Raw genomic sequence first — 26,028 nt, forward strand, 5'->3', positions numbered from 1 at the left:
CTTCAGTAGCTCGGAAGGCTGCGGGGACCGAGGTCCGTACGGGGCGGGGGCGGGGCGAGGCGGACCGTCGCCCCGAGCACGGAGAGACCGTGGGGGGCGACGACGACGGGCTCCAGCGTGATCGCCACGACCTCGGGGTGGTCGTCGACCAGCCGGGACACCCGCAGCAGCAGCTCCTCCAGGGCGGGGGTGTCGACGGGGGCGGAGCCGCGCCAGCCGAAGAGGAGAGGGGCGGTGCGGATGGAGCGGACGAGCTCGGAGGCGTCGCGGTCGGTGGCCGGGACGAGCCGGTGTGACATGTCCCCGAGCAGCTCGGAGGCGGCGCCGGCGAGCCCGAAGGAGAGTACGGCGCCGACGGCCGGGTCGATGGCCGAGCGGACGACGGTGTCGACTCCGCGCGGCACCATCGCCTGGACCACCGGCAGGAGCTCGGCGGGTTTCCCGAGAGCCTCGGTCAGTTCGGCGTACGCGGTACGGAGTTGTTCCTCGCCGGCCAGGTCGAGCCGTACGCCTCCGAGGTCGGGGCGGTGGCGCAGGTGGGGGGCGGTCGTCTTGAGGGCGACGGGGTAGCCGAGCCGGGCGGCGGCGAGGACGGCGTCGTCGGGGGTGGGCGCGGGCAGGGTGGGCCGCACGTCGATCCCGTACCGGGCGAGCAGCTCGCGTGCGGCGTCGGCGTCGAGGGTCGCTCCCCGGGCGTCCACGTCCTCGCCGAGCACGCGCTCGATCTGCGCGGCCGCCCCGCCCTCGTCGATGTCCTCGAACTCGGGCACGCGCCCGGGCTCGGCGGCCTGCCGCCGCCACTGCCCGTACCGCACGGCCTCGGCCAGTGCCCGCACGGCCCGCTCGGCGGCGGGGTAGGCGGGAATGCCTCCGGCGGGGGAGGTCGCGGCGGGAGGGGTGCCGGCGGAGCCGGGAGGGGTGCCGGCGGAGCCGGGAGGGGTGCCGGCGGGCGAGGCGCCGCCTTCGGGCGCCTGCCCGGGGGCGGGCGCCTGCCCGGGGGCCGGGTGGCCCCTGCCGGGGCCGGACGGTCCGGCGGCGGTTGTCGGCTCGGGCGCGCCCAGCGGGGCGGCGGAGGCCACGGGCGCGGGTGGTGAGCCGGCGGCCGGGGTGTCCGGGGCCGGGGGCGCGACGGGGGCGGCGTCGCGCAGTGGGCGGCGCGAGGGCGGGCGTGTGCTGGTCGCCGCCGAGAGGGCTTCCGCCAGGCCGCCCATCTCCACGTGGACGACGACCACCGGCTTCGCCGGGGCGGGGGCGGAGGCGACGGCCTCGCGGAGGTGGGTCGCGAGGACCTCGCCGTCGCCGGATTCGACCGCGCCGTTCTCGCCGACCCAGGGGATCGCGGTGACGACGACCGCGTCGCACGCGTCGTCGGCGAGCGCCGCCGTCAGCGCGGCGCGGAACTCCGCGGGGGTCGCGCCCGTCGTGAGGTCCAGCGGGCGGTGCGGGCGGAGCCCCTCCGTCAGGCAGGCGTCGTACGTCAGCAGCCCGAGCGACTCGGAGTTGCCGAGGATCGCCACGCGCGGCCCGGCCGGCAGCGGCTGGCCCGCCAGGAGGAGCCCCGCGTCGACGAGTTCGGTCACCGTGTCGACGCGGATGACTCCGGACTGCCGGAGCAGCGCGGAGACCGTGGCGTGCGGGATCCGGGTGACCGGCACCCGATGTCCGGGCGGCGCGCTTCCGCTGTGCCGGGCGCCCTTGACCACCACGACCGGCTTGACGGCCGCCGTGCGCCGGGCGAGCCGGGTGAACTTCCGCGGGTTGCCGATGGACTCCAGGTACAGCAGGACGACGTCCGTCTCCGGGTCGTCGTACCAGTGCTGGAGGAAGTCGTTGCCCGAGACGTCCGCCCGGTTGCCCGCCGAGATGAAGGAGGAGATCCCGGCGCCGTGCCGGTGCAGTCCGGCGAGGAGCGCGATTCCGATCGCGCCGGACTGGGTGAAGAGCCCGATCCGGCCGGCGGCCGGGGTCTGCGGCGCGAGCGAGGCGTTCAGCCGGACGTCCGCCGAGGTGTTGATGATCCCGAAGGCGTTGGGTCCGATGATCCGCATCCCGTACGAGCGGGCCTGCCGCACCAGCTCACGCTGCCGGTCCCGCCCCTCCTCCGACCCCGTCTCCGCGTAGCCCGCGGAGAGCACGACGAGCCCGCGCACGCCGCTCTGCCCGCAGTCGGCGACCGCCTCCGGCACCCGCTCGGCGGGCACGGCGACGACCGCGAGGTCCACCGGCTCCCCGATGTCCCCGACGGAGCGGAAGGCCGGTACTCCGTCGAGCGTCCCGGTCTCCTCGGGCAGCGCGCGGTTCACCGCGTACGTACGCCCGCTGAAACCGCCGTCCAGGAGGTTGCGCAGGACCGTGCGGCCGACCCCGCCCGGGTGGCGTCCGGCCCCGACGACGGCGACCGAGCCGGGTGTGAGGAGCCGCTGCACCGAGCGGGCCTCGGCCCGCTGCTCCCGCGCGCGCTGCACGGCGAGCGAGCGGTCGGTGGGCTCCAGGTCGAGGTGGAGGCGGACGGAGCCGTCCTCGAAGCTCCGCTTCTGGGTGTACCCGGCGTCGGTGAAGACCTTGATCATCTTGGTGTTCGCGGGCAGCACCTCCGCCGCGAAACGCCGGATGTCCCGCTCACGGGCGACCGCCGCGATGTGCTCGAGCAGCGCGGAGGCGACGCCCCGGCCCTGGTGGGCGTCCTGGACCAGGAAGGCGACCTCGGCCTCGTCGGCCGGCGCGGAGGCCGGCATGCCCCGGTCGTCGATGCGGTCGTACCGCACGGTGGCGATGAACTCTCCGCCGACCGTCGCGGCGAGCCCCACCCGGTCCACGAAGTCGTGGTGGGTGAAGCGGTGCACGTCCTTGGCGGAGAGCCGCGGGTACGGCGCGAAGAAGCGGTAGTACTTCGACTCGTCCGAGACCTGCTCGTAGAAGCTGACCAGCCGTTCGGCGTCGTCGGCGGTGATCGGCCTGATGCGCGCGGTGCCGCCGTCACGGAGGACCACGTCCGCTTCCCAGTGGTCGGGGTAGGCGTGTTCCGGCTGCTCCGACCGCTGCGACTGCTCCGGCTGTTCCGACGGGCTCTGCATGGGGCAAGCGTAAGGCCGGGGTCCGACAGGAGCACCGGTCGCGCGGCGCTTGTGCACCATGCAAGGTAAGGAGGACCGACGGCCCCGCCAGGGGGCCGGAGGTCGGCCACGAGCACCCCGGCACCCGTGAGAGACTGGTCTAGACAACCCGCTTGAGACTTGAAGGGCAACACCATGGCTGAGCGCCGCGTCAACGTCGGCTGGGCCGAGGGCCTGCACGCCCGCCCCGCCTCCATCTTCGTCCGTGCCACCACGGCCTCCGGCGTCCCCGTGACGATCGCCAAGGCCGATGGCAACCCGGTGAACGCCGCGTCGATGCTCGCGGTGCTCGGTCTGGGCGCGCAGGGCGGCGAGGAGATCGTGCTCGCGTCGGACGCCGAGGGCGCCGAGGTCGCGCTCGACCGTCTCGCGAAGCTGGTTGCCGAGGGGCTCGACGAACTCCCCGAGACCGTCTGACCCGTATTCGAATAAAGCCGCGCACGCCGGAATGACGGCGGGGCGCGGCTTTTTCGTTCTCCTCGATTTCGAGCAGCGCGAAGAAGGCCCCGCAATTCTCTTTCTTTGTATACGGCCCGCTCGTTAATTCCGGCCGCTCACGGTGTTTACGACGTGTTGCGAAACCCTCACACGCCCCCGCTCGGGACGGCCCGGGCGCTTCAGCCGGTGCAGCTCGAGAGAGCGCTCGGCGTGCATCACGGTCAGGGCGCGGGCGCGCTCGGCGTCCCCGCGCGCCACGGCGTCCACGATCGCCCCGTGCTCGGCCCACGCCTCGACCGGCTGGGCGGGGAGCTCGACCGCGTACATCCAGGCGATCTTGTGCCGCAGCTGGGTGAGCAGGGCGGTGAGGGCCGGGCTGCCCGAGGCCTGCGCCAGCGTCTCGTGGAACCAGCCGTCCAGCGAGCGCAGGTCCTCGCCCTGACCGCGCCTGGCCCGGTCCTGCCCCAGCCTGACCAGACCCCGCAGCACTTTGAGGTGCGCCTCGGTGCGGCGCTGCGCGGCGCGCGCCGCGCCCAGTGGCTCCAGCAGCGACCGGACGTCCAGCAGGTCCGCCGCCTCCTGCTCGGTGGGTTCGGCGACCTGGGCGCCCGCGTGGCGGCGGGTGATCACGAAGCCCTCGGACTCCAGGGTGCGCAGCGCCTCGCGGACGGGGACGCGGGAGACTCCGTAACGGCGGGCCAGCTGTTCTTCGGTCAGCCGGCTGCCGCACTCGAAGATCCCCGTCACGATGTCGTCCCGGATCGCCGTGCATACAGAGTGCGCGGGAATGCGCATGTTCGACCTCCGCCTTAATCCGCGCGAAACCGGTTGTCCGGCGACTCTATTGCAGCAGGGCGCTATTTCCGACAGGTCTCCTGGAACGATGGATATATTTTGGCCAGCGAAAAGCCCCGGCTCAGTACGAGCCGGGGCTTTTCTGACGTGCTGTGGGAGACCGGGAAGGTCAGACGTTCACGCCGCGGGCGCGCAGGTACGCGACCGGGTTGATGTCGGAGCCGTACTCGGCGGTGGTGCGGGCCTCGAAGTGGAGGTGGGGGCCGGTCGAGTTGCCCGTCGAGCCCGAGACGCCTATCTGCTGGCCCGGGGTGACGGACTGGCCGACCGAGACACTGATGGACGAGAGGTGACCGTACTGGGTGTACGTGCCGTCGTTCATCCGGATGACGATGTTGTTGCCGTACGCACCGCCCCAGCCGGCCTCGACGACGGTGCCGGAACCGACGGAGACGACCTTGCTGCCGTAGGCGGCGTGGAAGTCGACGCCGGAGTGGCTGCCGGAGGACCAGAGGGAGCCGCCGGTCTGGTAGCCGGTGCTGACGTACGAGCCGGCGACGGGGAGCTGGAAGGAGTTCAGGCGCTTGCGCTCGGCCTCGCGGGCGGCACGCTCCTTGGCCTCGCGGATCTCCTTGGCGCGGGCCTCGGCCTTGCGCTTCGCCTCCGCCTTCGCGCGGGCCTGGGCCTCTGCCTCGGCGGCCTCGCGCTCCTGGGCCGCGGCCTGGGCGTCGACGGTGTCCGCGAGGGAGTCGGCGGCGACGACCTGGGTCAGCCCGGTGTCCTCGAAGGAGGGGGCGTCCGTGTCGGCGGCGAGTGCCGGGGAGGCGAGGGTTCCGATGACGCCGGCGGTGGCGAAGGTCGCGACGCCTGCGATGCCCGCGCTGCGGCGCGCCAGACGGCTCGGACCACGATGCTTCCCGGTGGCACGGGTGAACGCCATGTAGGGGCTGTTCCTTTCCTTCCTTCTCGCCTACCGGGTTAGCTGACGGGTTCGGAGCAGGAAGGTCTCCTACGGGCCCCTCCGCACGGGTGCGAAGGCGTCCGATTCACCCCAGGGACTTCGTGTGGGTCCCCGGCTCCCCAGGCTCGCGCCTGACGGGGACTCGGCGATGACTGTCCGATGCCGCGGGCGCGGCGGGTGCAACTGGCGAACAGCCGGACCGACGCTAAGCGGACCGTCTTTCAATCACCAAACAGACACGCCAGTTTGTAAGACATGCCACAGGTCATACAGTCACCCTCCGCTGCAATACGGACAAAGAGGAGGACCCCGACGTACTGTGACGTCGGGGTCCTCAAGCGGTTCCGATACCGCCGGACGCGGTGGCGGCGGGTCCGGTCAGGTCGGCTCAATCAGCCGGTGACGACGGTCACTTCACCGATGCCGAGGGCGCGCACCGGCTCCTCGATCTCCGACGCGTCACCGACGAGGACGGTGACGAGACGGTCCACGGGGAAGGCGTTGACGACCGCGGCCGTCGCCTCCACCGTGCCGGTCTCGGCGAGCCGCGCGTACAACTGCGCCTGGAAGTCGTCCGGCAGGTGCTGCTCGACCTGGTCGGCGAGCGTCCCGGCGACCGAGGCGGCCGTCTCGTACTTGAGCGGCGCCACGCCGACCAGGTTCTGCACGGCCACATCGCGCTCGGCGTCCGTCAGACCCTCCGCGGCGAGGGTGCGCAGCACCTTCCACAGGTCGTCAAGTGCCGGGCCGGTGTTGGGCGTGTCGATGGAGCCGCTGATGGCGAGCATCGAGGCGCCGTTGCCCTTGCCGTCGGAGCGCAGCACCTGACCGAAGGCCCTGACACCGTAGGTGTAGCCCTTCTCCTCGCGCAGGACGCGGTCCAGCCGCGAGGTGAGCGTGCCGCCGAGGCAGTACGTGCCGAGGACCTGGGCCGGCCAGACGCGGTCGTGCCGGTCGGCGCCGACCCGGCCGATCAGGAGCTGGGTCTGGACGGCACCGGGGCGGTCGACGATGACCACGCGGCCGGTGTCGTCCGCCGTGATCGGCGGGACGGGGCGGGGGTCCGCGGTGTTCCCCGTCCAGGCCCCCAGCGTCTCGGCGAGGATCTTGTCGAGGTCCACGTCGGTCAGGTCGCCGACGACCACGGCCGTGGCCGTGGCGGGCCGCACGTGCGCCTCGAAGAAGGCGCGGACGGCGGCGGCGTCGATCGCCTCCACCGTCTCCTCGGTGCCCTGGCGCGGCCGGGACATGCGCGAGTCGGCCGGGAAGAGCTCCTTGGAGAGCTGCTTGGCCGCCCGGCGGGCCGGGTTGGCCGTCTCGTGCGGGATCTCGTCCAGCCGGTTGCGCACCAGGCGCTCGACCTCGGTGTCGAGGAAGGCCGGCGCGATCAGCGCCTCGGAGAGCAGCCCGAGCGCCTTGGGCAGCCGGGAGACGGGGACCTCGAGGGAGACCCGTACGCCCGGGTGGTCGGCGTGCGCGTCGAGCGTGGCGCCGCAGCGCTCCAGCTCGGCCGCGAACTCCTCGGCGGTGTGCTGGTCCGTGCCCTCGGAGAGCGCGCGGGCCATGATCGTGGCGACCCCGTCGAGGCCCGCGGGCTCGGCCTCCAGCGGGGCCTCCAGGAAGATCTCGACGGCGACGACCTGCTGGCCGGGGCGGTGGCAGCGCAGCACGGTCAGGCCGTTGTCCAGCGCTCCCCGGTCCGGGGCCGGGAACGCCCAGGGCCGGGCCGTGCCCGGCTCCGGCTGCGGGTGGAAGTCCATGCTCGTCAAAGACGCGGCAGCGTCGGTCACTGGTCCGCTCCCTCTTCCTCGTCGCTGTCGCCCTGCTCGGCGTCGTTCTGTTCGGTGCCGACCGGCTCGTAGACCAGCACCGCGCGGTTGTCCGGGCGCAGCCGCGCCTCGGCGACCGCCCGCACCTCCTCGGCGGTGACGTCCAGGACACGGTTGACGGCGGTCAGGGCGAGCTGCGGGTCGCCGAACAGCACCGCGTAGCGGCAGAGTTCGTCGGCGCGGCCCGCGACCGTGCCGAGCCGGTCCAGCCACTCGCGCTCCAACTGGGCCTGGGCGCGCTCCATCTCCTCGGGCGTCGGGCCCTCGGCGGCGAACCGGGCCAGCTCCTCGTCGACGGCGGACTCGATCCCGGGCACCTCGACCCCGCCGGACGTCTTGACGTCCAGCCAGCCCAGCGAAGGTGCGCCGGCCAGGCGGAGCAGGCCGAAACCGGCGGCCACGGCCGTGCGGTCGCGGCGGACCAGACGGTTGTGGAGCCGGGAGGACTCGCCGCCGCCGAGGACGGTCAGGGCGAGGTCGGCGGCGTCGCACTCGCGCGTGCCGTCGTGCGGGAGGCGGTAGGCGGCCATCAGCGCGCGGGCCGGGACCTCCTCCTCGACGACCTCGCGCAGCTGCTCCCCGATGGTGTCGGGCAGCGTGCCGTCGCGCGGCGGCAGCTTGCCGTCGTGGGACGGGATCGAGCCGAAGTACTTCTCGATCCAGGCCAGGGTCTGCGCGGGGTCGATGTCGCCGACGACCGAGAGCACCGCGTTGTTCGGCGCGTAGTACGTGCGGAAGAAGGCCCGCGCGTCCTCCAGCGTCGCCGCGTCCAGGTCGGCCATGGAGCCGATCGGCGTGTGGTGGTAGGGGTGGCCGTCGGGGTAGGCCAGCGCGGTGAGCCTCTCGAAGGCAGTGCCGTACGGCACGTTGTCGTACCGCTGGCGGCGCTCGTTCTTGACGACGTCCCGCTGGTTCTCCATGGACTCGTCGTCCAGGGCGGCGAGCAGCGAGCCCATGCGGTCCGCCTCCAGCCAGAGCGCGAGCTCCAGCTGGTGCGTGGGCATCGTCTCGAAGTAGTTGGTGCGCTCGAAGCTCGTCGTGCCGTTGAGCGAACCGCCCGCGCCCTGCACCAGCTCGAAGTGGCCGTTGCCGTGGACCTGCTTCGAGCCCTGGAACATCAGGTGCTCGAAGAGGTGGGCGAGGCCCGTGCGACCCGCGACCTCGTGACGGGAACCGACGTCGTACCAGAGGCACACCGCGGCGACCGGGGTCAGGTGGTCCTCGGAGAGCACCACACGCAGGCCGTTGGCCAGCCGGTGCTCGGTCGCTGTCAGGCCGCCGGAGCCGGCCTCTGCCGTGGCCGTGTGACCCATGGGCATGTACGTCCCTTCGATCGCGATATGGAAAAGTCCTGCCACCCTATGCAAGCGCACTGACACCTGGCGAAGTTCCCGCAGGTTCCGGGCGTCCCTCTTCCGGGTCGCTCGGTGTCGCGTACGGCTGACGCAGGGTCCGGCACACGACCGCGGTACGGCCGGAGGACGGTCCGGCGAGGGGCTCCCGGGCGGTTCGGCGTACGGCTCCCGTACGGTCCTCGGCGGGCCAGTACCCGGGTCGCGGTCGGCGTTGTCGGTGGGACGGTCCACAATGGTCCGCGTCAGATCAACCTTGTTGGTGAAGGAGCCGCAGCCGCGATGGCCCGCCGCAGCACGAAGACACCGCCGCCGGACGACGCGTTCGAGGAGAGGATCCTCGACATCGACGTCGTCGACGAGATGCAGGGCTCCTTCCTCGAGTACGCGTACTCGGTGATCTACTCCCGCGCGCTGCCGGACGCCCGCGACGGCATGAAGCCCGTCCAGCGCCGCATCGTCTACCAGATGAACGAGATGGGACTGCGCCCCGACCGCGGCTATGTGAAGTGCGCGCGCGTCGTCGGCGAGGTCATGGGCAAGCTGCACCCGCACGGCGACGCGTCGATCTACGACGCGATGGTGCGCATGGCCCAGCCGTTCTCCATGCGCCTCCCGCTGGTCGACGGCCACGGCAACTTCGGCTCGCTGGGCAACGACGACCCGCCGGCCGCCATGCGGTACACCGAGTCCAAGATGGCCGCCGCGGCGCTGATGATGACGGAGTCGATCGACGAGGACACGGTCGACTTCTCGCCGAACTACGACGGCCAGGAGCAGGAGCCGGTCGCCCTGCCCGCCGCCTATCCGAACCTGCTGGTGAACGGCGCGTCCGGCATCGCCGTCGGCATGGCGACGAACATGCCCCCGCACAACCTGGGCGAGGTCATCGCCGCCGCCCGGCATCTGATCCGGTACCCGAACGCGGACCTCGAGGCGCTGATGCGCTTCGTTCCCGGTCCCGACCTGCCCACCGGCGGCCGGATCGTCGGCCTGTCCGGCATCAAGGACGCGTACGAGAACGGCCGCGGCACGTTCAAGATCCGCGCCACGGCCACCGTGGAGAACGTGACGGCCCGCCGCAAGGGCATCGTCGTCACCGAGCTGCCCTTCACCGTCGGCCCCGAGAAGGTCATCTCCAAGATCAAGGACCTGGTCGGTTCCAAGAAGCTGCAGGGCATCGCCGACGTCAAGGACCTCACCGACCGCAACCACGGTCTGCGCCTGGTCATCGAGGTCAAGAACGGCTTCGTGCCGGAGGCGGTCCTGGAGCAGCTCTACAAGCTGACGCCGATGGAGGAGTCCTTCGGCATCAACAACGTGGCGCTGGTCGACGGCCAGCCGCTCACGCTGGGCCTCAAGGAGCTCCTGGAGGTCTATCTCGACCACCGCTTCAACGTCGTACGCCGGCGCTCCGAGTTCCGCCGCGGCAAGAAGCGCGACCGGCTGCACCTGGTCGAGGGCCTGCTCGTCGCCCTGATCGACATCGACGAGGTCATCCGCCTCATCCGCTCCAGCGAGAACTCGGCGCAGGCCAAGGAGCGGCTCATCGAGCGTTTCTCGCTGAGTGAGGTCCAGACGCAGTACATCCTGGACACCCCGCTGCGCCGGCTCACCAAGTTCGACCGGATCGAGCTGGAGACCGAGCGCGACCGGCTCAACGGCGAGATCGACGAGCTGACCGGGATCCTGGACTCCGACAGCGAGCTGCGCAAGCTGGTCTCGGCGGAACTGGCCGCGGTGGCCAAGAAGTTCGGCACCGACCGGCGTACGGTCCTGCTGGAGTCGGCGGGCGCGCCGGTCGCCGCCGTCTCCCTGGAGGTCGCGGACGACCCGTGCCGGGTCCTGCTGTCCTCGACGGGCCTGCTGGCCCGTACGGCGACGGCCGAGGTCCCGGCCGCGGAGGAGGGCCGGCGGGCCAAGCACGACGTGATCGTCTCGGCGGTCCCGGCGACGCAGCGCGGCGACATCGGCGCCGTGACCTCGTCCGGACGGCTCCTGCGCCTCGCGGTGATCGACCTGCCCCAGCTGCCCGACACCGCCGCCGCGCCGAACCTGGCGGGCGGGGCGCCGCTGGCGGAGTTCCTCACCCTGGAGGACGGCGAGACGGTGGTCTGTCTGACCACGCTCGACGAGTCCTCGCCGGGGCTGGCCCTCGGCACGCTCCAGGGCGTGGTGAAGCGCGTGGTGCCGGACTACCCGGCGAACAAGGACGAGCTGGAGGTCATCACCCTCAGGGAGGGCGACCGGATCGTCGGCGCGACCGAGCTGCGGACGGGCGAGGAGGACCTGGTCTTCATCACCTCCGACGCCCAGCTGCTGCGCTACCAGGCCGCGCAGGTACGGCCCCAGGGCCGCCCCGCGGGCGGTATGGCGGGCATCAAGCTCACCGACGGCGCCGAGGTGATCTCGTTCACGGCGGTGGACCCGGCGGCGGACGCGGTGGTGTTCACCATCGCGGGCTCCACGGGCACCCTGGACGACTCGGCCGGTACGTCGGCGAAGCTGACGCCGTTCGACCAGTACCCCCGCAAGGGGCGTGCGACCGGCGGCGTGCGCTGCCAGCGGTTCCTGAAGGGCGAGGACGTGCTGATCCTGGCCTGGGCGGGCGTGACCCCGGCGTACGCGGCGCAGAAGACCGGCCTGCCGGTGGAGCTGCCCGAGGTCGACCCGCGGCGCGACGGCTCGGGGACCCCGCTGCCGAAGCCCGTCGCGGTCGTGGCGGGCCCGGCGAGCTAGGACTCCTCGGCCGGCTCGTCCGGCTGCTGTACGTACCGCAGGACGCCCCACATGCTGTGCTCGTCGGGGGCGTCCTGCGGGCCGTTCGCGCGGCAGCCGTCGAGCTCCTTGCGCAGCTTGCCGCCGTCGACGCCGGAGCCGATGAGGACGAGCTGGGTGAGCCGCTCCTGGCCGGGCGCCCAGGGCTCGGGGTAGAAGCGCAGGAACCTTCCGACGGCGTGCACGCCGTAGCGGTTGGCGGGGTCCGCGGCGCCGAAGTCGACGAATCCCTTGATCCGGTAGAGCCCGTCGGGGCGGGAGTCCAGGAACTCCATGAGCCTGCGCGGATGCAGCGCGGTGTCCGAGGCCAGGGAGAGGGTCTCGTAGGAGGCGTGCGGATGGTCGTGCGCGTCGGGGTCCCCGTACAGCAGGTCCTCGATCGACATCTGCCCCTCGATCTCCCCGTCGGGGACGACCCGGTCGAAGAGGAGCTCGGGATCGATCCGGCCGTAGGCGGCACGGACCACCGCGGCGGGACCCGCGAGCCCGGCCACCGCCTCGTGGACGGCGTCCAGCTCCGGCTCCGCCACCCGGTCGGCCTTGTTGAGGACGACCAGGTCGGCGAGGGCGAGGTGCCGGTCGGTCTCGGGGTGCCGGGCCCTGGTGCCTGCGAACTCCGCGGCGTCGACGACCTGCACGAGCCCGCCGTAGACGATCCGCTCGTTGTCGCTGGCGAGCACCATCCGGACCAGCTCCTGGGGCTCGGCGAGGCCGCTCGCCTCGATGACGATCACATCGAGACGCAGCTCGGGCCGGGTGAGCACCTCCAGGTACTCGTCCAGCTCGCTCGCGTCGACGGCGCAGCACAGGCAGCCGTTGCCGAGCGAGACGGTGGAGCCGACCTGTCCGGCGACGGTCATGGCGTCGATCCCGATGTCGCCGAAGTCGTTGACCATGACACCGATCCGGGTGCCCCGGGCGCTGCGCAGCAGGTGGTTGAGCAGCGTCGTCTTGCCCGATCCGAGGAACCCGGAGAGGACGACGACGGGGATCTGCTGCTTGGTCAAGGGAAACCCCTCCGACGACTCGACACCGATCAAAGCCCCCAGAATAGGCAGTCCCTCCAGGAACCCCCCACACGCCCGCGCCGCGCACCGGACCCGCAGCCGCCGGCGGCGACGGCGACGGCGACGGCGACGGGGGCAGGCGGCAGGCGGCGGCCGGCCGCGGCGGCGAGCCTCCCGCGGGTGGACCTGCATCGCCGCCGCCACCTGCAGACCGACCCGCCCACCACGTGCTCGCCCCACTCGCCCCCACCGCCGCCGCCCGCCCCAGGGCCCCGCACATTTCCGGTCCCCGCCCCCGCCCCCGTACCGTTCCTGCCATGTCCCCCGCACCGACCACCCCCACGCCGCCCGCCGCGCGACGCAGGCGGTTCGGCTGGCCGCGCCGGGTCTTCGCCCAGGTCCTCCTGATGCAGCTGGCCATCGCCACCGGCGTCACCGTGCTGGCCACCGGCCTCTTCCTCGCCCCGCTGAGCGACCAGCTCGACGACCAGGCCATGCGGCAGGCCCTCGCCATCGCCGAGACGACCGCCTCCCCGCAGGTCGCCACCGCGCTGCGGACCTCCGTCCCGTCCGCCCGGGGGCCCGTGCAGGCCGAGGCCGAGCGGATCCGCCGGTCCACCGGCGCCGAGTACGTCGTCGTCATGGACACCTGGGGCGTGCGCTGGTCCCACACCGACCCCGCCCAGATCGGCAGGACCGTCTCCACGGACCCCAGCGCCGCGCTCTCCGGGCAGGAGGTCATGGAGATCGACAGCGGCACCCTCGGCCGCTCCGCGCGCGGCAAGGCCCCGCTACGGGACGCGGAAGGGGCCATCATCGGCGCGGTCTCCGTCGGCATCGAGTACGACAGCGTCCACGACCGGCTCCTCGGGGCGATCCCCGGCCTCCTCGCGTACGCCGGTGGAGCCCTGGCCGCCGGCGCCCTCGCCGCCTACCTCATCTCCCGCAGGCTCCAGCGACAGACCCACGACCTGGCGTTCTCGGACATCTCCGCTCTGCTCGCCGAACGCGAGGCCATGCTCCACGGCATCCGCGAGGGCGTGGTGGCCCTCGACCGCACCGGGCGCATCCGGCTCCTGAACGACGAGGCCCAGCGTCTGCTCGGGATAGGCCCCGAGGCCACCGGGAGCCCCCTGGAGGAGGCGCTCGGCGCCGGGCGGACAGCCGATGTGCTGGCAGGCCGTGTCACGGGCGAGGACCTGGTGACCGTCCGTGGCCATCGTGTGCTGATCGCCAACCGGATGCCGACCGACGACGGCGGTGCCGTCGCCACCCTGCGTGACCGTACCGAACTGGAGCGGCTCGGCCGTGAGCTCGACTCCACCCGCGGACTCATCGACGCCCTCCGCGCCCAGGACCACGAACACGCCAACCGGCTCCACACCCTCCTGGGCCTGCTCGAACTGGAGATGCACGACGAGGCGGTGGAGTTCGTCACCGAGGTCGTCGGCGTCCACCGGGCCACCGCCGAGCAGGTCACCGAGAAGATCCACGACCCGCTGGTCGCGGCGCTCCTGGTCGGCAAGGCCACGGTCGCCGCCGAGCGGGGCGTGTCCCTGCGGATCTCGGCCGGCTCGCTGCTCCCCGACCGGCTGGTCGACCCCCGCGAGCTGGTCACCGTCGTCGGCAACCTCGTCGACAACGCTCTGGACGCCACCGCCGGCACTCTCGACGCGCGGGTCGAGATCGCCCTGCGGGCCGAGGGCCGCACCGCCGTCCTGCGGGTCACCGACAGCGGCCCCGGCGTCCCGGACGAGAGCCGCGAACTCATCTTCACCGAGGGGTGGACGACCAAGGAGCTGCCCTCCCACGGCAAGCGGGGCCTGGGACTGGCTCTGGTACGCCGGCTCGCCGAACGCCAGGGCGGCAGCGCCCGGGTCGGCACGGGCCCGGACGGCGGCGCCGAGTTCGCGGTCGTCCTCCCGGAGGCGCTGGACGAGCCCGAACCGGCGGTGCGCGCGACCGTGGGAGAGCCCCGGTGATCGACGTCCTGGTCGTGGAGGACGACCGACGCGTCGCTCAGATCAACGCGGCCTATGTGACGAAGGTGCCCGGCTTCCGGGTCGTCGCCACCGCCCACTCGACGGCGGAGGCGCTCGCCCGGCTCGCCGAGGTCCCGGTCGACCTGATCCTCCTCGACCACTATCTGCCGGACGAGAACGGACTCGCGGTCGTACGGGAGCTGCGCCGGCTGGGCCACCAGACCGACGTGATCATGGTGACCGCGGCCCGCGACGTGGCGACCGTGCAGGCGGCGATGCGCCACGGAGCCCTGCAGTACCTGGTCAAGCCCTTCGCCTTCGCCGGGCTCCGCGCCAGACTGGAGGCGTACGCCGCCCTGCGCCACACCCTCGACGGCGGCGGCGAGGCGGAACAGGCCGAGGTCGACCGCTTCTTCGGCGCCCTCTCCGCGGGCGCGGTGGCACCCGACCTGCCCAAGGGGCACTCCCCCACCACCGCGGAGCTGGTGCGCCAAGTGCTGCTCGCCGCCGACGGAGCCCTGTCCGCGCACGAGATCGCCGAGCGGGCGGGGGTCAGCCGGCAGACCGCCCAGCGCTACCTCAAGCTGCTCGAACGCGCCGGGCGGGTGCGGCTGTCGCTGAAGTACGGCGAGACGGGCCGCCCCGAGCACCGGTACGTCTGGGCGAAGTCCGGGAGCTGAGCGCTCCTCAGACCGGGCCCCAAGCCCGGGAGCTGAGCGCTCCTCAGACCGCCCCGGCCCCGGTGAGGGCCCTGACCTCCGTCTCGGCGTGCTTGGCCTCGTCGGCCGGCTCGGAGGAGGTGACGGTACCGATCCAGCCGGCCAGGAAGCCGAGCGGAATGGAGACCACCCCCGGGTTCTGGAGCGGGAAGACGTGGAAGTCGACACCCGGGAAGAGCGCGTCGGGGCTGCCGGAGACGACCGGTGAGACCACGACGAGCAGCACCGAGGGGACGAGCCCTCCGTAGACCGACCACACGGCGCCGCGCGTGGTGAAGTTCCGCCAGAACAGCGAGTACAGCAGCACCGGAAGGTTGGCCGAGGCGGCGACCGCGAAGGCGAGCCCGACCAGGAACGCCACGTTGAGATCGCGGGCGAGCAGCCCGAGTCCGATCGCGGCCACGCCGATCCCGGCCGCCGCGATCCGCGCCACGGTGACCTCGCTGTACGGCTTCGCTCGCTTGCCCCGGCGGCGCAGCGAGGCGTACAGGTCGTGGGCGACGGAGGCGGAGGAGGCGAGGGTGATGCCGGCGACGACGGCCAGGATCGTCGCGAAGGCGACGGCGGCGACGATCGCGAAGAGCACCGTGCCTCCGGTCGAGCCCGCTCCCCCGCCGAGATCGAGGGCGAGCAGCGGTACGGCCGTGTTCCCGGAGGCGTTGGAGGAGCGGACGGCGTCGGGGCCGATGATCGCGGCGGCGCCGAAGCCGAGGACGATCGTCATCAGGTAGAAGCCGCCGATGAGCCCGATGGCCCAGACGACGGACCGGCGGGCGGCCCGCGCGGTCGGCACGGTGTAGAACCGCGACAGGATGTGCGGCAGGCCCGCGGTGCCCAGGACGAGCGCGATTCCCAGGCTGATGAAGTCGAGGCGCGAGGTCCACTCGCCGCCGTAGCGCAGCCCGGGTGCGAGGAAGTCCCGCCCGTGGCCGCTGCGTTCCGCGGCTGCCGCGAGCAGCTGGTCGAAGTCGCCGTGGAAGCGGAGCAGGACGAGCACGGTGAGGGTGATCGTGCCGGCCATCAGCAGCACGGCCTTCACGATCTGGATCCAGGTCGTGGCCCGCATGCCGCCGAGCGACACGTAGATCACCATCAGGGCGCCGACACCGATCACGGTCCATGAGCGGGCGGCTTCGCTGGTTCCCCCGAGGAGCAGGGCGACGAGACTGCCGGCCCCGACCATCTGGGCCACCAGATAGAGCACGGAGACGGTGACGGAGGACGTTCCGGCGGCGATCCGGACGGGGCGCTCCGCCATCCTGGCCGCGACGACGTCGGCGAGTGTGAACCGTCCGCAGTTGCGCACCAGTTCGGCGACCAGGAGGAGGACGACCAGCCAGGCGACGAGGAATCCGACGGAGTACAGCATGCCGTCGTAGCCGAAGAGGGCGATGAGGCCGGAGATGCCGAGGAAGGAAGCGGCGGACATGTAGTCGCCCGCGATGGCGAAACCGTTCTCCAGTGGGGAGAAGAGCCGTCCGCCGGCGTAGAACTCCTCTGCCGAGCCATGCCGGTTGCGGCTCACCCAGGTGGTGATCGCGAGCGTCACCGCGATGAACGCGCTGAACAGCAGCAGCGCGAGCGTCTGATGGTCGCCGGTCACCGTCGGCCTCCCCGCGAGATCTCCTGTGCCCGCGTCTCGTCGAACACCGTCCAGCGCAGCTCCAGGGCCGCCCGGTCCCGCCGCAGCCGGGCATGCCGGGCATAGGCCCAGGTCAGCAGGAAGGTGGTGAGGAACTGCCCGAGCCCGGCGAGCAACGCCACGTTCACCATCCCGAAGACGGGCCGGGCCATGAGCCCGGGCGCCGCCGTCGCCGCGACGACGTAGGCGAGGTACCAGGCGAGGAAGGCGAGGGCCGCGGGGATGACGAACCGCCGGTAGCGGCTGCGCACCTCCTGGAAGGCAGCGCTCCGCTGGACCTCCAGATAGATGTCGGCGGCGCCGCGGCCCGGCTGCTGCCGCGGTACGGCTCCGGCCGTCGGAACGCCCTGCCCGGCCTCGGCGGCCGCCGTCTCCGGGTCGGCCGACTCGCCCCAGCCGGAGGCGAGTGCGTCGTACCACGGGTCGTCGATCCGCATCGCGGGGACGCCCGACCCTTCGTCCTTCTCCACCGGTGAACTCTCCTTGTCAGCGGACCGTTTCGGCCGCGTGCCCAAGGATGGACAGAGCGGGAAGATCCAGGACTCTTCTCCCTCCTCACTTCACCCCATCAGGTGATGGTTCTCCCAGGTGGTGCGACGATCCCGTGCTGATATGCGTACCGGACGGCCTGAGCCCGATCGCGCACCCCCGCCTTGGCGAAGAGGTTGTTGATGTGGGTCTTCACGGTGGCGGTCGAGATGGACAGCCGGGCGCCGATCTCCTGGTTGGACAGGCCGTCCGCGACCAGCGTGAGCACCTCGGCCTCACGCTCGGTGAGCCCGTCGGGCAGCGGGTCCGCCTGCCGCCGCGGGCCCCTCGGCCCCTCACCGGAGGGCCCTGGGCGCCTCTCGGGCTGGGCCATCAGCTGTTCCAGGAGGCGCCGTTGGACGGCGGGGGCGAGTCCGGCCCTGCCGTCGAGCACGTCGTGCACGGCCCGTACGATCTCCTCCCCGCCGGCGTCCTTGGTGAGATAGCCGCGCGCCCCGGCTCGTAGCGCCGGGAAGAGCGAGTCGTCATCGGCGTACGTGGTGAGGACGACGATCTCGGTGCCGGGGTGTTCGGCGCGAATCCGCCGGGTCGCCTCCACTCCGTCGCAGCGCGGCATCCGCAGGTCCATCAGCACCACGTCGGGGGCGAGTTCGGCGGTCAGGGCGACCGCCTCCTCGCCGTCCCGGGCGGCCCCGACGACCTCGATGCCGGGCAGCAGGCCCAGGACGAGCACGATTCCCTCCCTCACCATGGACTGGTCGTCGGCGACGATCACCCGCGCCGGCTCGCGGTCGCGCCGGCCCCCGGGGCCGCTCATGCCGGCACCCTCAGCCGCACCGCGAAGCCGTCGCCCTCGGGTCCCGCCTCCAGCGTCCCGCCGAGCAGTTCGGCGCGCTCCCGCATGCCGAGCAGCCCGTAACCCGAGCCGGAGGCGCTCAGCCCCGCCCCCTCGGCAGCGGCGGGGCCGCCGCCCGCGCCAGGGGCGTGGGGCGCTCCGGGCGCGCCCGAGTCCCGTACCTCCAACGCGACCTCCCCCGTCTCGTAGGTGAGCAGCAACCGCGTCCTGGCCCCGGGTGCGTGCTTGCGGACGTTGGTGAGGGCTTCCTGAGCCACTCGCCGTACGGCCTGTGACGCTTCCGCCGGGAGGTGTCTGCGTGTGCCGGCCACGTGGACCTCGGCCCGGTCCTCGTGCGCCAGCTCCCGCAGGTAGTCCTCGACGGGCACCATGTCGCCGCGGAGTGCGGAGAGGGCCTGCCGGGTCTCGGCGAGCCCCTCCCGGGCCATGGCGCGGGCGGCGACCACCCGCTCCAGGATCGTCTCCCGTTCGGCGCCTGCCTCGATCTGGAGCCGGGCCGCCTCCAGGTGGACCATCTGCGCGGAGAGGCTGTGCGCCAGGACGTCATGGATCTCGCGGGCGATCCTCGCCCGCTCGGCCAGGGCCGCGGAGGCGGCCTCGGCTTCGCGTGCGGCGCGTTCCTGTGCCAGCAGCCGGAATCCGGCGCTGCGGGCCTCGGCGTCCAGGCGGAGCGAGTATCCGGTGAGCAGGACGGCGGTGGTGGTGACTCCCGCCCCCAGGATCCCGGTCTCGTCCGCGCCCACGAATCCTCCGGAGAGGACCAGCACGGTCGTCAGGGCGACGGCCAGCGGCAGGCGCTCCATCGCGGTGATGGAGACGACGATCCAGAGCAGGGTGGCGGCTACCGGGGCTCCGGCGATATGCGCCGCGAGGCCGAGGCCGGCGACGACGGCGAGCAGGCCGAGCGAGGGCGCGAGCCGGTTGGCGAGGGTCGTCCGGTGGTAGGCGGCGATCACGGCCGCCGCGAGGGCGAGACCCAGGGGTGGCAGCACTCCGTACCAGCCGGGGAAGGCCCCCGACCGGTGGGCGCCGATCACGATCCCGACGCTGATCGCGACGAGCAGGAGCGCGTCGAGCACGAGGCGGCCGCGCGGCACTCCGACCCTGGTCAGCGCCTGTGGCGCGGGCCATCCGAGCCACCGTCGACCGCTCGTCCTGTTGCTTGTCACGTCCGTCCCCCTCCGTCACGTCGATGCTACGGAGAGGAGGCGGGGCTGTGATCGGCTCAGGGGTGGAGCCCGGTGCTCCACCCCTGGGTGGACGGTCGGCTAGGCGTCGATCCGCGAGCGGTCGAGCGTCGCCGCGGAGCTGGTGATGAACTCCTTGCGGGGGGCCACGTCGTTGCCCATGAGCAGGTCGAAGACCTGCTCGGCCGAGTCCAGGTCGCCGATGTTGATCCGGCGCAGGGTCCGGTGGCGCGGGTCCATCGTGGTCTCCGCCAGCTGGTCGGCGTCCATCTCACCGAGACCCTTGTAGCGCTGGATGGTGTCCTTGTAGCGGACGCCCTTGCGCTGGTACTCCAGCAGGGTCTGGCGCAGCTCGCTGTCCGAGTACGTGTAGACGTACTTGTCCTGGCCCTTCTTGGGCTGGACGAGCTCGATGCGGTGCAGCGGCGGCACGGCGGCAAAGACCCGGCCCGCCTCCACCATGGGGCGCATGTAGCGCTGGAACAGGGTCAGCAGCAGGCAGCGGATGTGCGCGCCGTCGACGTCGGCGTCGACGAGGAGCACGATCTTGCCGTAGCGGGCCGCGTCGATGTCGAAGGTGCGGCCCGAGCCGGCTCCTATGACCTGGATGATCGCTCCGCACTCGGCGTTCTTGAGCATGTCCGAGACGGAGGACTTCTGGACGTTGAGGATCTTGCCCCGGATCGGCAGGAGCGCCTGGAACTCGCTGTTGCGGGCGAGCTTGGCGGTGCCGAGCGCGGAGTCCCCCTCGACGATGAAGAGCTCGCTGCGCTCGACGTCGTCGCTGCGGCAGTCCGCGAGCTTGGCCGGCAGGGTGGAGGACTCCAGCGCGGTCTTCCTGCGCTGCGCCTCCTTGTGCTGACGGGCGGCGATACGCGTCCTGGCGGCCGCCACGGCCTTCTCCAGGACCGCCCGGGCCTGGGCCTTGGCGTCACGCTTGGTGGACGTGAGGAAGGCCTTCAGCTCCTTGGCGACCACGTTCGCGACGATCCGGCGGGCGGCCGAGGTGCCGAGCACCTCCTTGGTCTGCCCCTCGAACTGCGGCTCGGCGAGGCGGACCGTCACGACGGCCGTGAGCCCCTCCAGGGCGTCGTCCTTGACGACGTCGTCCTCGGCGACGCGCAGCATCTTGGCGGAGCGCAGGACCTCGTTGACCGTCTTGGTGATGGCCTGCTCGAAGCCGGAGACATGGGTGCCGCCCTTGGGGGTGGCGATGATGTTGACGAACGACTTGACCGTGCTGTCGTAGCCGGTGCCCCAGCGCAGCGCCACGTCGACGGCCAGCTCACGGGTGACCTCGGTGGGCGTCATGTGGCCGCGGTCGTCGAGGACCGGGACGGTCTCCTTGAAGGTGCCCTGGCCGGTCAGCCGCAGCACGTCGCAGACGGCCTTGTCCTGGGCGAGGAACTCGCAGAACTCGCTGATGCCGCCATCGAAGCGGAACGTCTCCTCGCTCTTGCCCACCCCCGCCAGGTCGCGCTCGTCCCTGACCACGATGGTCAGGCCGGGCACCAGGAAGGCGGTCTGGCGGGCGCGCTGGTGGAGCGTTTCGAGGGAGAGCTTGGCGTCCTTGAGGAAGATCTGGCGGTCCGCCCAGTAGCGCACGCGGGTGCCGGTGCGGGCCTTGGGGACGCGCTTGCCCTTCAGCAGCCCGTTGCCCGGGTCGAAGGGGCTGTCGGGGCCCTGCTCGGTGAAGATGCCGGGGACGCCCCGGCGGAAGCTGATCGCGTGCGTGGCGCTGTTCCGGTCGACCTCGACGTCGAGCCGGGCCGACAGCGCGTTCACCACGGAGGCGCCCACGCCGTGCAGACCGCCGGAGGCCGCGTACGAGCCGCCGCCGAACTTTCCGCCGGCGTGCAGCTTGGTCATGACGACCTCGACGCCGGAGAGCCCGGTCTTGGGCTCGACGTCGACCGGGATGCCCCGGCCGTTGTCGCACACCTCGACGGAGCCGTCGTCGTGGAGGATCACGTCGATGTGGTCGCAGTAGCCGCCGAGGGCCTCGTCGACCGAGTTGTCGATGATCTCCCAGAGGCAGTGCATCAGGCCGCGGCTGTCGGTGGACCCGATGTACATGCCGGGCCGCTTGCGGACCGCTTCGAGCCCTTCGAGTACGAGCAGGTGCCGCGCGGTGTAGTTGGAACCGTCACGGTCTGCGGTCAGCAGCGCACTGGACGGCACGGACGTTTCGGCGGTCACGCGGTTCGCTCCTCGCTGAATTTGAAAACTGGCCCCGTGGGGTAAGGCCCGGCGTCGGTCACCGGTCAGAGGGTACCGATGCCTGGTAGAGCCGTTGCCACGCCACCCTCCGGAAATCTCATGCTAGTGCAGAGTCGCATGGGTGTTCGATCCCTCGAAGGGGTGACGTGAACATCACGTTCCCTTCCGCGCATGAACCATTTAGGCTCCGGGCACGTCCTCATGAACAACCGGCAACCCAGCCGGGAGGACGAAACCGAGACAAGCAATGCGAAATCCGTAGAGCGACGCAATACGGCTCATTCGCCGCCAACCGGCAGCAGCAGCCACCTCGGGAAGAAGTTTCGAGGAAAAGCCACGAGCGGGAACGTTTTCGGCCTGGTTGGATGTTGACCCTGGTACGACAGCTCGTCGAGCTAGAGAAGAGGCGACGTGACTACTGTTCTGACCCCCGCGAGCCCCCTGACGGCCGCTGACCGCTGCGACCGCTGCGGCGCCCAGGCGTACCTGCGCGTCGTCCTGACCAGCGGCGGTGACTTGCTCTTCTGCGCCCACCACGGTCGCAAGTTCGAGCCGGAACTCAAGAAGATCGCCGCGGAAATACAGGATGAGACCGACCGGCTCACCGACGTGCCGGCCAAGGCAGTAGACGAGGACCGCTGACACCTCGCATCCACGACGAGCCAAGGGCCGGTCGCTGACCGGACGACGGGCGGCCACCCCGCATTCAAGGGGGGTGGCCGCCCGTTCTCGCGCCCGAAGGCTCAGAGATTCGCCGGCAGTACGGCCGAGACGCGGGTGTAGACCCCCGGATTCTGGGCCTCCCCGCAGCCGCTGCCCCAGGACACCAGACCGATGAGGCGCCCACCTGCCACCAGCGGCCCTCCACTGTCTCCCTGGCAGGCGTCCCTGCCTCCCTGCGGATCGCCCGCGCACAGCATCGTGTCGGCGCGGTAGGCGGCCCCGAAGCCGCTCGGGTAGGCCCGCTCGCACGCGGAGTCGGACAGCACCTGGACGCGCGCCGAGCGCAGGGCCGAGGCGTAGGTCCCGCGACCGGTGGTGTCCCCCCATCCGTACACGTCCGCCGCCGTCCCCGGCGTCTCTGCCGCGTCACCGGGCAGGGCGGGCGTGATCACGTACGACTGCGGCAGCGGGCTCGCCAGCGTCAGTACGGCCAGATCGTTGGTGTTGGCGGTCGGGTCGTACTCCGGGCTGATCCACGTGCCGGAGACGCGGATCTCCCGGCCTCCCGGGCCGCCCAGGGCGCTCCGGCCCGCGATGACCTTGAAGTCGGTGAGCTCCCAGGGTTCGCCCCCCAGGACGTCCCTGCCCAGGCAGTGGGCCGCGGTCAGCACCCGCGTGGGCGCGACCACCGCACCCCCGCAGAACTGACCCGCGCGCGTACCTCCGAACCGGTCACGGCTGGAGAGCGCCACGGCCCAGGGAGCGTCCGCGATCCGGGCGGGCTGCCCGCCCACCACGACACTGTCGGCGGCCGCGGGAGCGGCGGCGGCGAACGGACCGGCCGCCGCCGAGATCAGGCCCAGGGCAGCGGTCACTGCTCGGGCGATGGGGCGACGCATAGAGCCTCCTGACTCTCCGATGATGTCGGTTCACCCAGCGTCGTCCACACACCCCCGTACTGCACCCGCGCAAGGCCGAAGGGCCCGGCTCCCTCTCGGGAACCGGGCCCTTCGGCTCGTACGACCGTCCGACTAGTCGAGGTAGTCGCGCAGCACCTGCGAACGGGACGGGTGGCGCAGCTTCGACATGGTCTTCGACTCGATCTGGCGGATGCGCTCACGCGTCACGCCGTAGACCTTGCCGATCTCGTCCAGCGTCTTCGGCTGACCGTCGGTGAGGCCGAAGCGCATGGAGACCACGCCCGCCTCACGCTCGGAGAGCGTGTCGAGGACGGAGTGCAGCTGCTCCTGGAGGAGCGTGAAGCTGACCGCGTCGGCCGGAACGACCGCCTCGGAGTCCTCGATCAGGTCACCGAACTCGCTGTCTCCGTCCTCACCCAGCGGGGTGTGGAGGGAGATCGGCTCGCGACCGTACTTCTGGACCTCGATGACCTTCTCCGGGGTCATGTCGAGTTCCTTGGCCAGCTCCTCCGGGGTGGGCTCGCGGCCCAGGTCCTGGAGCATCTGGCGCTGGACGCGCGCCAGCTTGTTGATGACCTCGACCATGTGCACCGGGATACGGATGGTGCGGGCCTGGTCGGCCATGGCGCGGGTGATCGCCTGACGGATCCACCAGGTGGCGTACGTGGAGAACTTGTAGCCCTTGGTGTAGTCGAACTTCTCGACGGCGCGGATCAGACCCAGGTTGCCCTCCTGGATCAGGTCCAGGAAGAGCATGCCGCGGCCGGTGTAGCGCTTGGCCAGCGAGACCACCAGGCGGAGGTTGGCCTCCAGGAGGTGGTTCTTGGCGCGGCGGCCGTCCTCGGCGATGATCTCCAGCTCGCGCTTGAGCTTGGGCGCCAGCTTGTCGGAGTTGGCCAGCTTGTCCTCGGCGAACAGACCGGCCTCGATGCGCTTGGCGAGCTCGACCTCCTGCTCGGCGTTGAGCAGCGGGACCTTACCGATCTGCTTCAGGTAGTCCTTGACCGGGTCGGCGGTGGCACCGGCCACGGCCACCTGCTGCGCCGGAGCGTCGTCCTCGTCCTCGTCGGACAGCACGAAGCCCTTGTTCTCGCCCTCGGCCTCTTCGTCCTCGCCCTTGCCGGGCGCGACGTCGTCGAGGAGCTCCTCGCCCTCGACAGCCTCGTCGGCGTCCTTCTTCGCGGCGGTCTTCTTGGCCGTCGTCTTCTTCGCGACGGTCTTCTTGGCCACCGTCTTCTTGGCCGCGGTCTTCTTCGCGGCCGCCTTCTTGGCCGGGGCACCGGCCTCGTCGGCCGGGTCCGCGCTCTCGGCCGCCGGGGCCGCCGCGGCGGCCGAGACGGTCTTCGTCACGGTCGTCTTGGCGGTGACGGTCTTGGTGGCGGTGCGCTTGGCCGGGCTCTTCGCTGCGACGCTCTTGCGGGCGCGCTTCGGCGACTCCGCTGCACTGACCATCAGCGTCACACCCTCTTCCTCGAGGATCTGGTTGAGGCTGCGCAGAACATTCTTCCACTGGGTTGGCGGAATCTGGTCAGCCTCGAAGGCCCGACGCACGTCATCGCCGGCGATCTGCCCATCAGCCTTTCCCCGCTCGATGAGCGCCATCACAGACTCGGACTCGGCGATCTCCGGCGGGAGCGTACGGGATGTGCTGGCCGACACGAACAACCTCTCGGAACGATGGAAAACGGCTTCCGGCCCCGCCCAGGATCGGGCCGGAGCCGACGACCGTCGACGGGGAATGTGCCGACGGCGCGGGCTGGACCGGGGAAATGCACAGCGCCTGGGACGGCGGCTGTATTCCTTCCTCGGCTGTCACCTCTTAGGTCATCGCACGGCTTCGAGGAGTGTTACGCCCAATCCGCGTGGCCCGAGTCACACCTCATGTACGACTTATCGGTCAGATCGGGCTTTCGTTACACATTCACGCCGCCGGAGCCCCGCGGCCCCCGGGGTCACCTCAGGATCCCCGGGTGCCGCGCGGGTCCGGCGACACGTGGTGCGCACACCTCCGCCGGACCCGGCCACGGCCTGCGGGTCAGTGCTCGCGCGGAGCGGGCACGACGCGCTCCACCTCCGGGTGGACGGTGAGCAGCTGGCGCATGGCGGCCTCGGCCCCCTGGGCGTCGCCGGCGGCAAGGCAGTCGGCGATACGCGCGTGGTGCGTCAGGCAGGACTCCCCGGGGCGGTCGCAGCCGGTGACAGGGCCGCCCGAGACCTGCAGGGCGGCGGCGACGATGCCGGAGAGGTGCTCCAGCATGCGGTTGCCGGCGAGCTGGATCAGCAGGGAGTGGAACTCGGTGTCGGCCCGGGAGAAGGTGATGCCGTCACCCTGGGCGTAGGCGTGGCCCATGATCTCGACCATGTCGGAGAGTCGCTGCTGGACGTCCTCACGGCCGTGACCCGCCGCGAGCCGGGCGGCGAGGGGCTCGATCGTCCAGCGCAGCTCGTTCAGCTCGCGGCGCTGGTCGTCGCGCTGCGGGCCGAAGGCTCGCCACTCGATGATGTCCGGGTCCAGCAGGTTCCAGTCGCTGACGGGCCTGACCCGGGTGCCGACGTTGGGCCGGGCGCTGACCAGACCCTTCGCCTCCAGGACGCGCAGCGACTCGCGCACGACGGTGCGGGAGACCTCGAAGCGCTGGCCGATCTCCTCCGGGACGAGCGGGCGGTCGGCGCCGAGGTCGCCGGAGACGATCATCTGGCCCAGCTGCTGGACGAGCTGGCCGTGCAGTCCGCGGCCTCGGCTGCCGGCGCTGCGACGACCGACCCGGCCGAGGTCCGTCTCCACCCCCTCCCAGGAGGGCGGGCCCACGCGCTCGGCGACGGGCGTCTCCGCGTACGGGTAGCGGTCGAGATCGCCCGGGGCGCCGAGGCCGGAGTCGACGGAGCGGGCGGCGGTCATCATGGTGTGCGCAAGGGTACTCACGCATCCTTTGTCGGCGTTGCCCCCGTGGCCCTTGAGGTCTTTGGTGAAAAGCACACGAAAGGGTGATCGGCACCCCCTACACAATTGACGATTAATCAGACATTTAGGGGCATTTTCAAGAGAGTTGCCCGAGGACCGGAACCTTTCGATCCGC

At 71.7% G+C, this 26,028-nt stretch carries 19 protein-coding genes and 1 riboswitch; of the genes, 5 read left to right on the forward strand and 14 right to left on the reverse strand.

All coding sequences use genetic code 11. The features are described from left to right. Window positions 1–2: 2 nt before the first annotated feature. On the reverse strand, window positions 3–3,074 hold the full coding sequence (locus M5362_RS04990; RefSeq protein ID WP_260226068.1) for a GNAT family N-acetyltransferase: 3,072 nt from the start codon (window positions 3,072–3,074) through the stop codon (window positions 3–5). A 174-nt stretch (window positions 3,075–3,248) separates the two neighbouring features. Here M5362_RS04990 and M5362_RS04995 point away from each other — a divergent pair, with 174 nt between their 5' ends. Further along, the gene (locus tag M5362_RS04995) at window positions 3,249–3,530 is read left to right on the forward strand and encodes an HPr family phosphocarrier protein (RefSeq protein WP_260226069.1); all 282 of its coding nucleotides are present in this window, start codon (window positions 3,249–3,251) and stop codon (window positions 3,528–3,530) included. A gap of 123 nt (window positions 3,531–3,653) precedes the next feature. Here the strand turns inward: M5362_RS04995 and M5362_RS05000 are convergent, their stop codons facing one another. The 4 genes from M5362_RS05000 to M5362_RS05015 all read right to left on the reverse strand — a co-directional run bounded on the left by M5362_RS05000 (window position 3,654) and on the right by M5362_RS05015 (window position 8,455). Further along, window positions 3,654–4,346, reverse strand: a complete 693-nt coding sequence (locus M5362_RS05000) for a GntR family transcriptional regulator (RefSeq protein WP_260226070.1) — start codon at window positions 4,344–4,346, stop codon at window positions 3,654–3,656. Window positions 4,347–4,515: 169 nt separating this feature from the next. Continuing rightward, window positions 4,516–5,286: a M23 family metallopeptidase gene (locus tag M5362_RS05005; protein WP_260226071.1), complete on the reverse strand. Its 771-nt coding sequence runs from the start codon at window positions 5,284–5,286 to the stop codon at window positions 4,516–4,518. Window positions 5,287–5,298: 12 nt separating this feature from the next. Continuing rightward, a riboswitch (cyclic di-AMP (ydaO/yuaA leader) is annotated at window positions 5,299–5,465 on the reverse strand. A gap of 234 nt (window positions 5,466–5,699) precedes the next feature. Beyond that, window positions 5,700–7,067 carry a pitrilysin family protein gene (locus M5362_RS05010; protein WP_260226172.1) on the reverse strand — a complete coding sequence of 456 codons (1,368 nt, stop codon included), beginning with the start codon at window positions 7,065–7,067 and terminating at the stop codon, window positions 5,700–5,702. Between the two features lie 26 nt (window positions 7,068–7,093). Further along, the gene (locus M5362_RS05015; RefSeq protein ID WP_260226072.1) at window positions 7,094–8,455 is read right to left on the reverse strand and encodes a pitrilysin family protein; all 1,362 of its coding nucleotides are present in this window, start codon (window positions 8,453–8,455) and stop codon (window positions 7,094–7,096) included. Between the two features lie 315 nt (window positions 8,456–8,770). Between M5362_RS05015 and M5362_RS05020 the strand changes: the two genes are divergently transcribed. Continuing rightward, window positions 8,771–11,227 (forward strand): DNA topoisomerase (ATP-hydrolyzing) subunit A, encoded by a 2,457-nt coding sequence (locus M5362_RS05020; protein ID WP_260226073.1) that lies wholly within the window; start codon window positions 8,771–8,773, stop codon window positions 11,225–11,227. On the opposite strand, the gene M5362_RS05025 is transcribed toward M5362_RS05020, so the two are convergent. Beyond that, entirely contained in the window at window positions 11,224–12,273 is a 1,050-nt protein-coding gene (locus M5362_RS05025) for a GTP-binding protein (protein ID WP_260226074.1), read from the reverse strand. The two genes, M5362_RS05020 and M5362_RS05025, sit on opposite strands and share 4 nt — an antisense overlap. A 317-nt stretch (window positions 12,274–12,590) precedes the next feature. On the opposite strand from M5362_RS05025, the gene M5362_RS05030 reads away from it, so the two are divergent. After that, window positions 12,591–14,255 carry a sensor histidine kinase gene (locus M5362_RS05030; protein WP_260226075.1) on the forward strand — a complete coding sequence of 555 codons (1,665 nt, stop codon included), beginning with the start codon at window positions 12,591–12,593 and terminating at the stop codon, window positions 14,253–14,255. Further along, complete coding sequence (locus M5362_RS05035) at window positions 14,252–14,935, forward strand: response regulator (RefSeq protein ID WP_260226076.1); 684 nt, start codon at window positions 14,252–14,254, stop codon at window positions 14,933–14,935. Before M5362_RS05030 ends, M5362_RS05035 begins: the two co-directional genes overlap by 4 nt. Before the next feature lie 43 nt (window positions 14,936–14,978). Here M5362_RS05035 and M5362_RS05040 read toward each other — a convergent pair whose 3' ends face one another. From M5362_RS05040 to M5362_RS05060, 5 genes are all read right to left on the reverse strand, one after another. Continuing rightward, window positions 14,979–16,577: a cation acetate symporter gene (locus tag M5362_RS05040; protein ID WP_260226077.1), complete on the reverse strand. Its 1,599-nt coding sequence runs from the start codon at window positions 16,575–16,577 to the stop codon at window positions 14,979–14,981. Beyond that, on the reverse strand, window positions 16,574–17,086 hold the full coding sequence (locus M5362_RS05045; protein ID WP_374214406.1) for a DUF485 domain-containing protein: 513 nt from the start codon (window positions 17,084–17,086) through the stop codon (window positions 16,574–16,576). Before M5362_RS05045 ends, M5362_RS05040 begins: the two co-directional genes overlap by 4 nt. A gap of 98 nt (window positions 17,087–17,184) precedes the next feature. Beyond that, on the reverse strand, window positions 17,185–17,922 hold the full coding sequence (locus tag M5362_RS05050; RefSeq protein ID WP_260226078.1) for a response regulator transcription factor: 738 nt from the start codon (window positions 17,920–17,922) through the stop codon (window positions 17,185–17,187). Next, the gene (locus M5362_RS05055) at window positions 17,919–19,130 is read right to left on the reverse strand and encodes a sensor histidine kinase (RefSeq protein WP_260226079.1); all 1,212 of its coding nucleotides are present in this window, start codon (window positions 19,128–19,130) and stop codon (window positions 17,919–17,921) included. Before M5362_RS05055 ends, M5362_RS05050 begins: the two co-directional genes overlap by 4 nt. A gap of 99 nt (window positions 19,131–19,229) precedes the next feature. Beyond that, entirely contained in the window at window positions 19,230–21,347 is a 2,118-nt protein-coding gene (locus M5362_RS05060) for a type IIA DNA topoisomerase subunit B (protein ID WP_260226080.1), read from the reverse strand. Window positions 21,348–21,779: 432 nt separating this feature from the next. Here M5362_RS05060 and M5362_RS05065 point away from each other — a divergent pair, with 432 nt between their 5' ends. After that, window positions 21,780–22,010, forward strand: a complete 231-nt coding sequence (locus tag M5362_RS05065; RefSeq protein WP_137992866.1) for a hypothetical protein — start codon at window positions 21,780–21,782, stop codon at window positions 22,008–22,010. Window positions 22,011–22,111: 101 nt separating this feature from the next. On the opposite strand, the gene M5362_RS05070 is transcribed toward M5362_RS05065, so the two are convergent. From M5362_RS05070 to M5362_RS05080, 3 genes are all read right to left on the reverse strand, one after another. Continuing rightward, window positions 22,112–22,930, reverse strand: coding sequence for a serine protease (locus M5362_RS05070; RefSeq protein ID WP_260226081.1), 819 nt, complete (start codon window positions 22,928–22,930; stop codon window positions 22,112–22,114). A 132-nt stretch (window positions 22,931–23,062) separates the two neighbouring features. Next, a complete protein-coding gene (locus M5362_RS05075) occupies window positions 23,063–24,610 on the reverse strand; it encodes an RNA polymerase sigma factor (protein ID WP_260226082.1) in 1,548 nt (515 codons plus the stop codon). A 376-nt stretch (window positions 24,611–24,986) separates the two neighbouring features. Next, the gene (locus M5362_RS05080) at window positions 24,987–25,874 is read right to left on the reverse strand and encodes a FadR/GntR family transcriptional regulator (protein WP_260226083.1); all 888 of its coding nucleotides are present in this window, start codon (window positions 25,872–25,874) and stop codon (window positions 24,987–24,989) included. Window positions 25,875–26,028: the final 154 nt, after the last annotated feature.

Origin of the sequence: Streptomyces sp. Je 1-79, assembly GCF_025195125.1 — a bacterium.
Lineage (GTDB): Bacteria > Actinomycetota > Actinomycetes > Streptomycetales > Streptomycetaceae > Streptomyces.

Bases quoted from the DNA above. Each gene is read 5' to 3' on its own strand.
- M5362_RS05015 (WP_260226072.1), bottom strand. From the start codon at position 8,455: ATGCCCATGGGTCACACGGCCACGGCAGAGGCCGGCTCCGGCGGCCTG.
- M5362_RS05050 (WP_260226078.1), bottom strand. From the start codon at position 17,922: ATGAGCGGCCCCGGGGGCCGGCGCGACCGCGAGCCGGCGCGGGTGATC.
- M5362_RS05070 (WP_260226081.1), bottom strand. From the start codon at position 22,930: ATGCGTCGCCCCATCGCCCGAGCAGTGACCGCTGCCCTGGGCCTGATC.
- M5362_RS04995 (WP_260226069.1), top strand. From the start codon at position 3,249: ATGGCTGAGCGCCGCGTCAACGTCGGCTGGGCCGAGGGCCTGCACGCC.
- M5362_RS05005 (WP_260226071.1), bottom strand. From the start codon at position 5,286: ATGGCGTTCACCCGTGCCACCGGGAAGCATCGTGGTCCGAGCCGTCTG.
- M5362_RS04990 (WP_260226068.1), bottom strand. From the start codon at position 3,074: ATGCAGAGCCCGTCGGAACAGCCGGAGCAGTCGCAGCGGTCGGAGCAG.
- M5362_RS05020 (WP_260226073.1), top strand. From the start codon at position 8,771: ATGGCCCGCCGCAGCACGAAGACACCGCCGCCGGACGACGCGTTCGAG.
- M5362_RS05030 (WP_260226075.1), top strand. From the start codon at position 12,591: ATGTCCCCCGCACCGACCACCCCCACGCCGCCCGCCGCGCGACGCAGG.
- M5362_RS05000 (WP_260226070.1), bottom strand. From the start codon at position 4,346: ATGCGCATTCCCGCGCACTCTGTATGCACGGCGATCCGGGACGACATC.
- M5362_RS05010 (WP_260226172.1), bottom strand. From the start codon at position 7,067: ATGGACTTCCACCCGCAGCCGGAGCCGGGCACGGCCCGGCCCTGGGCG.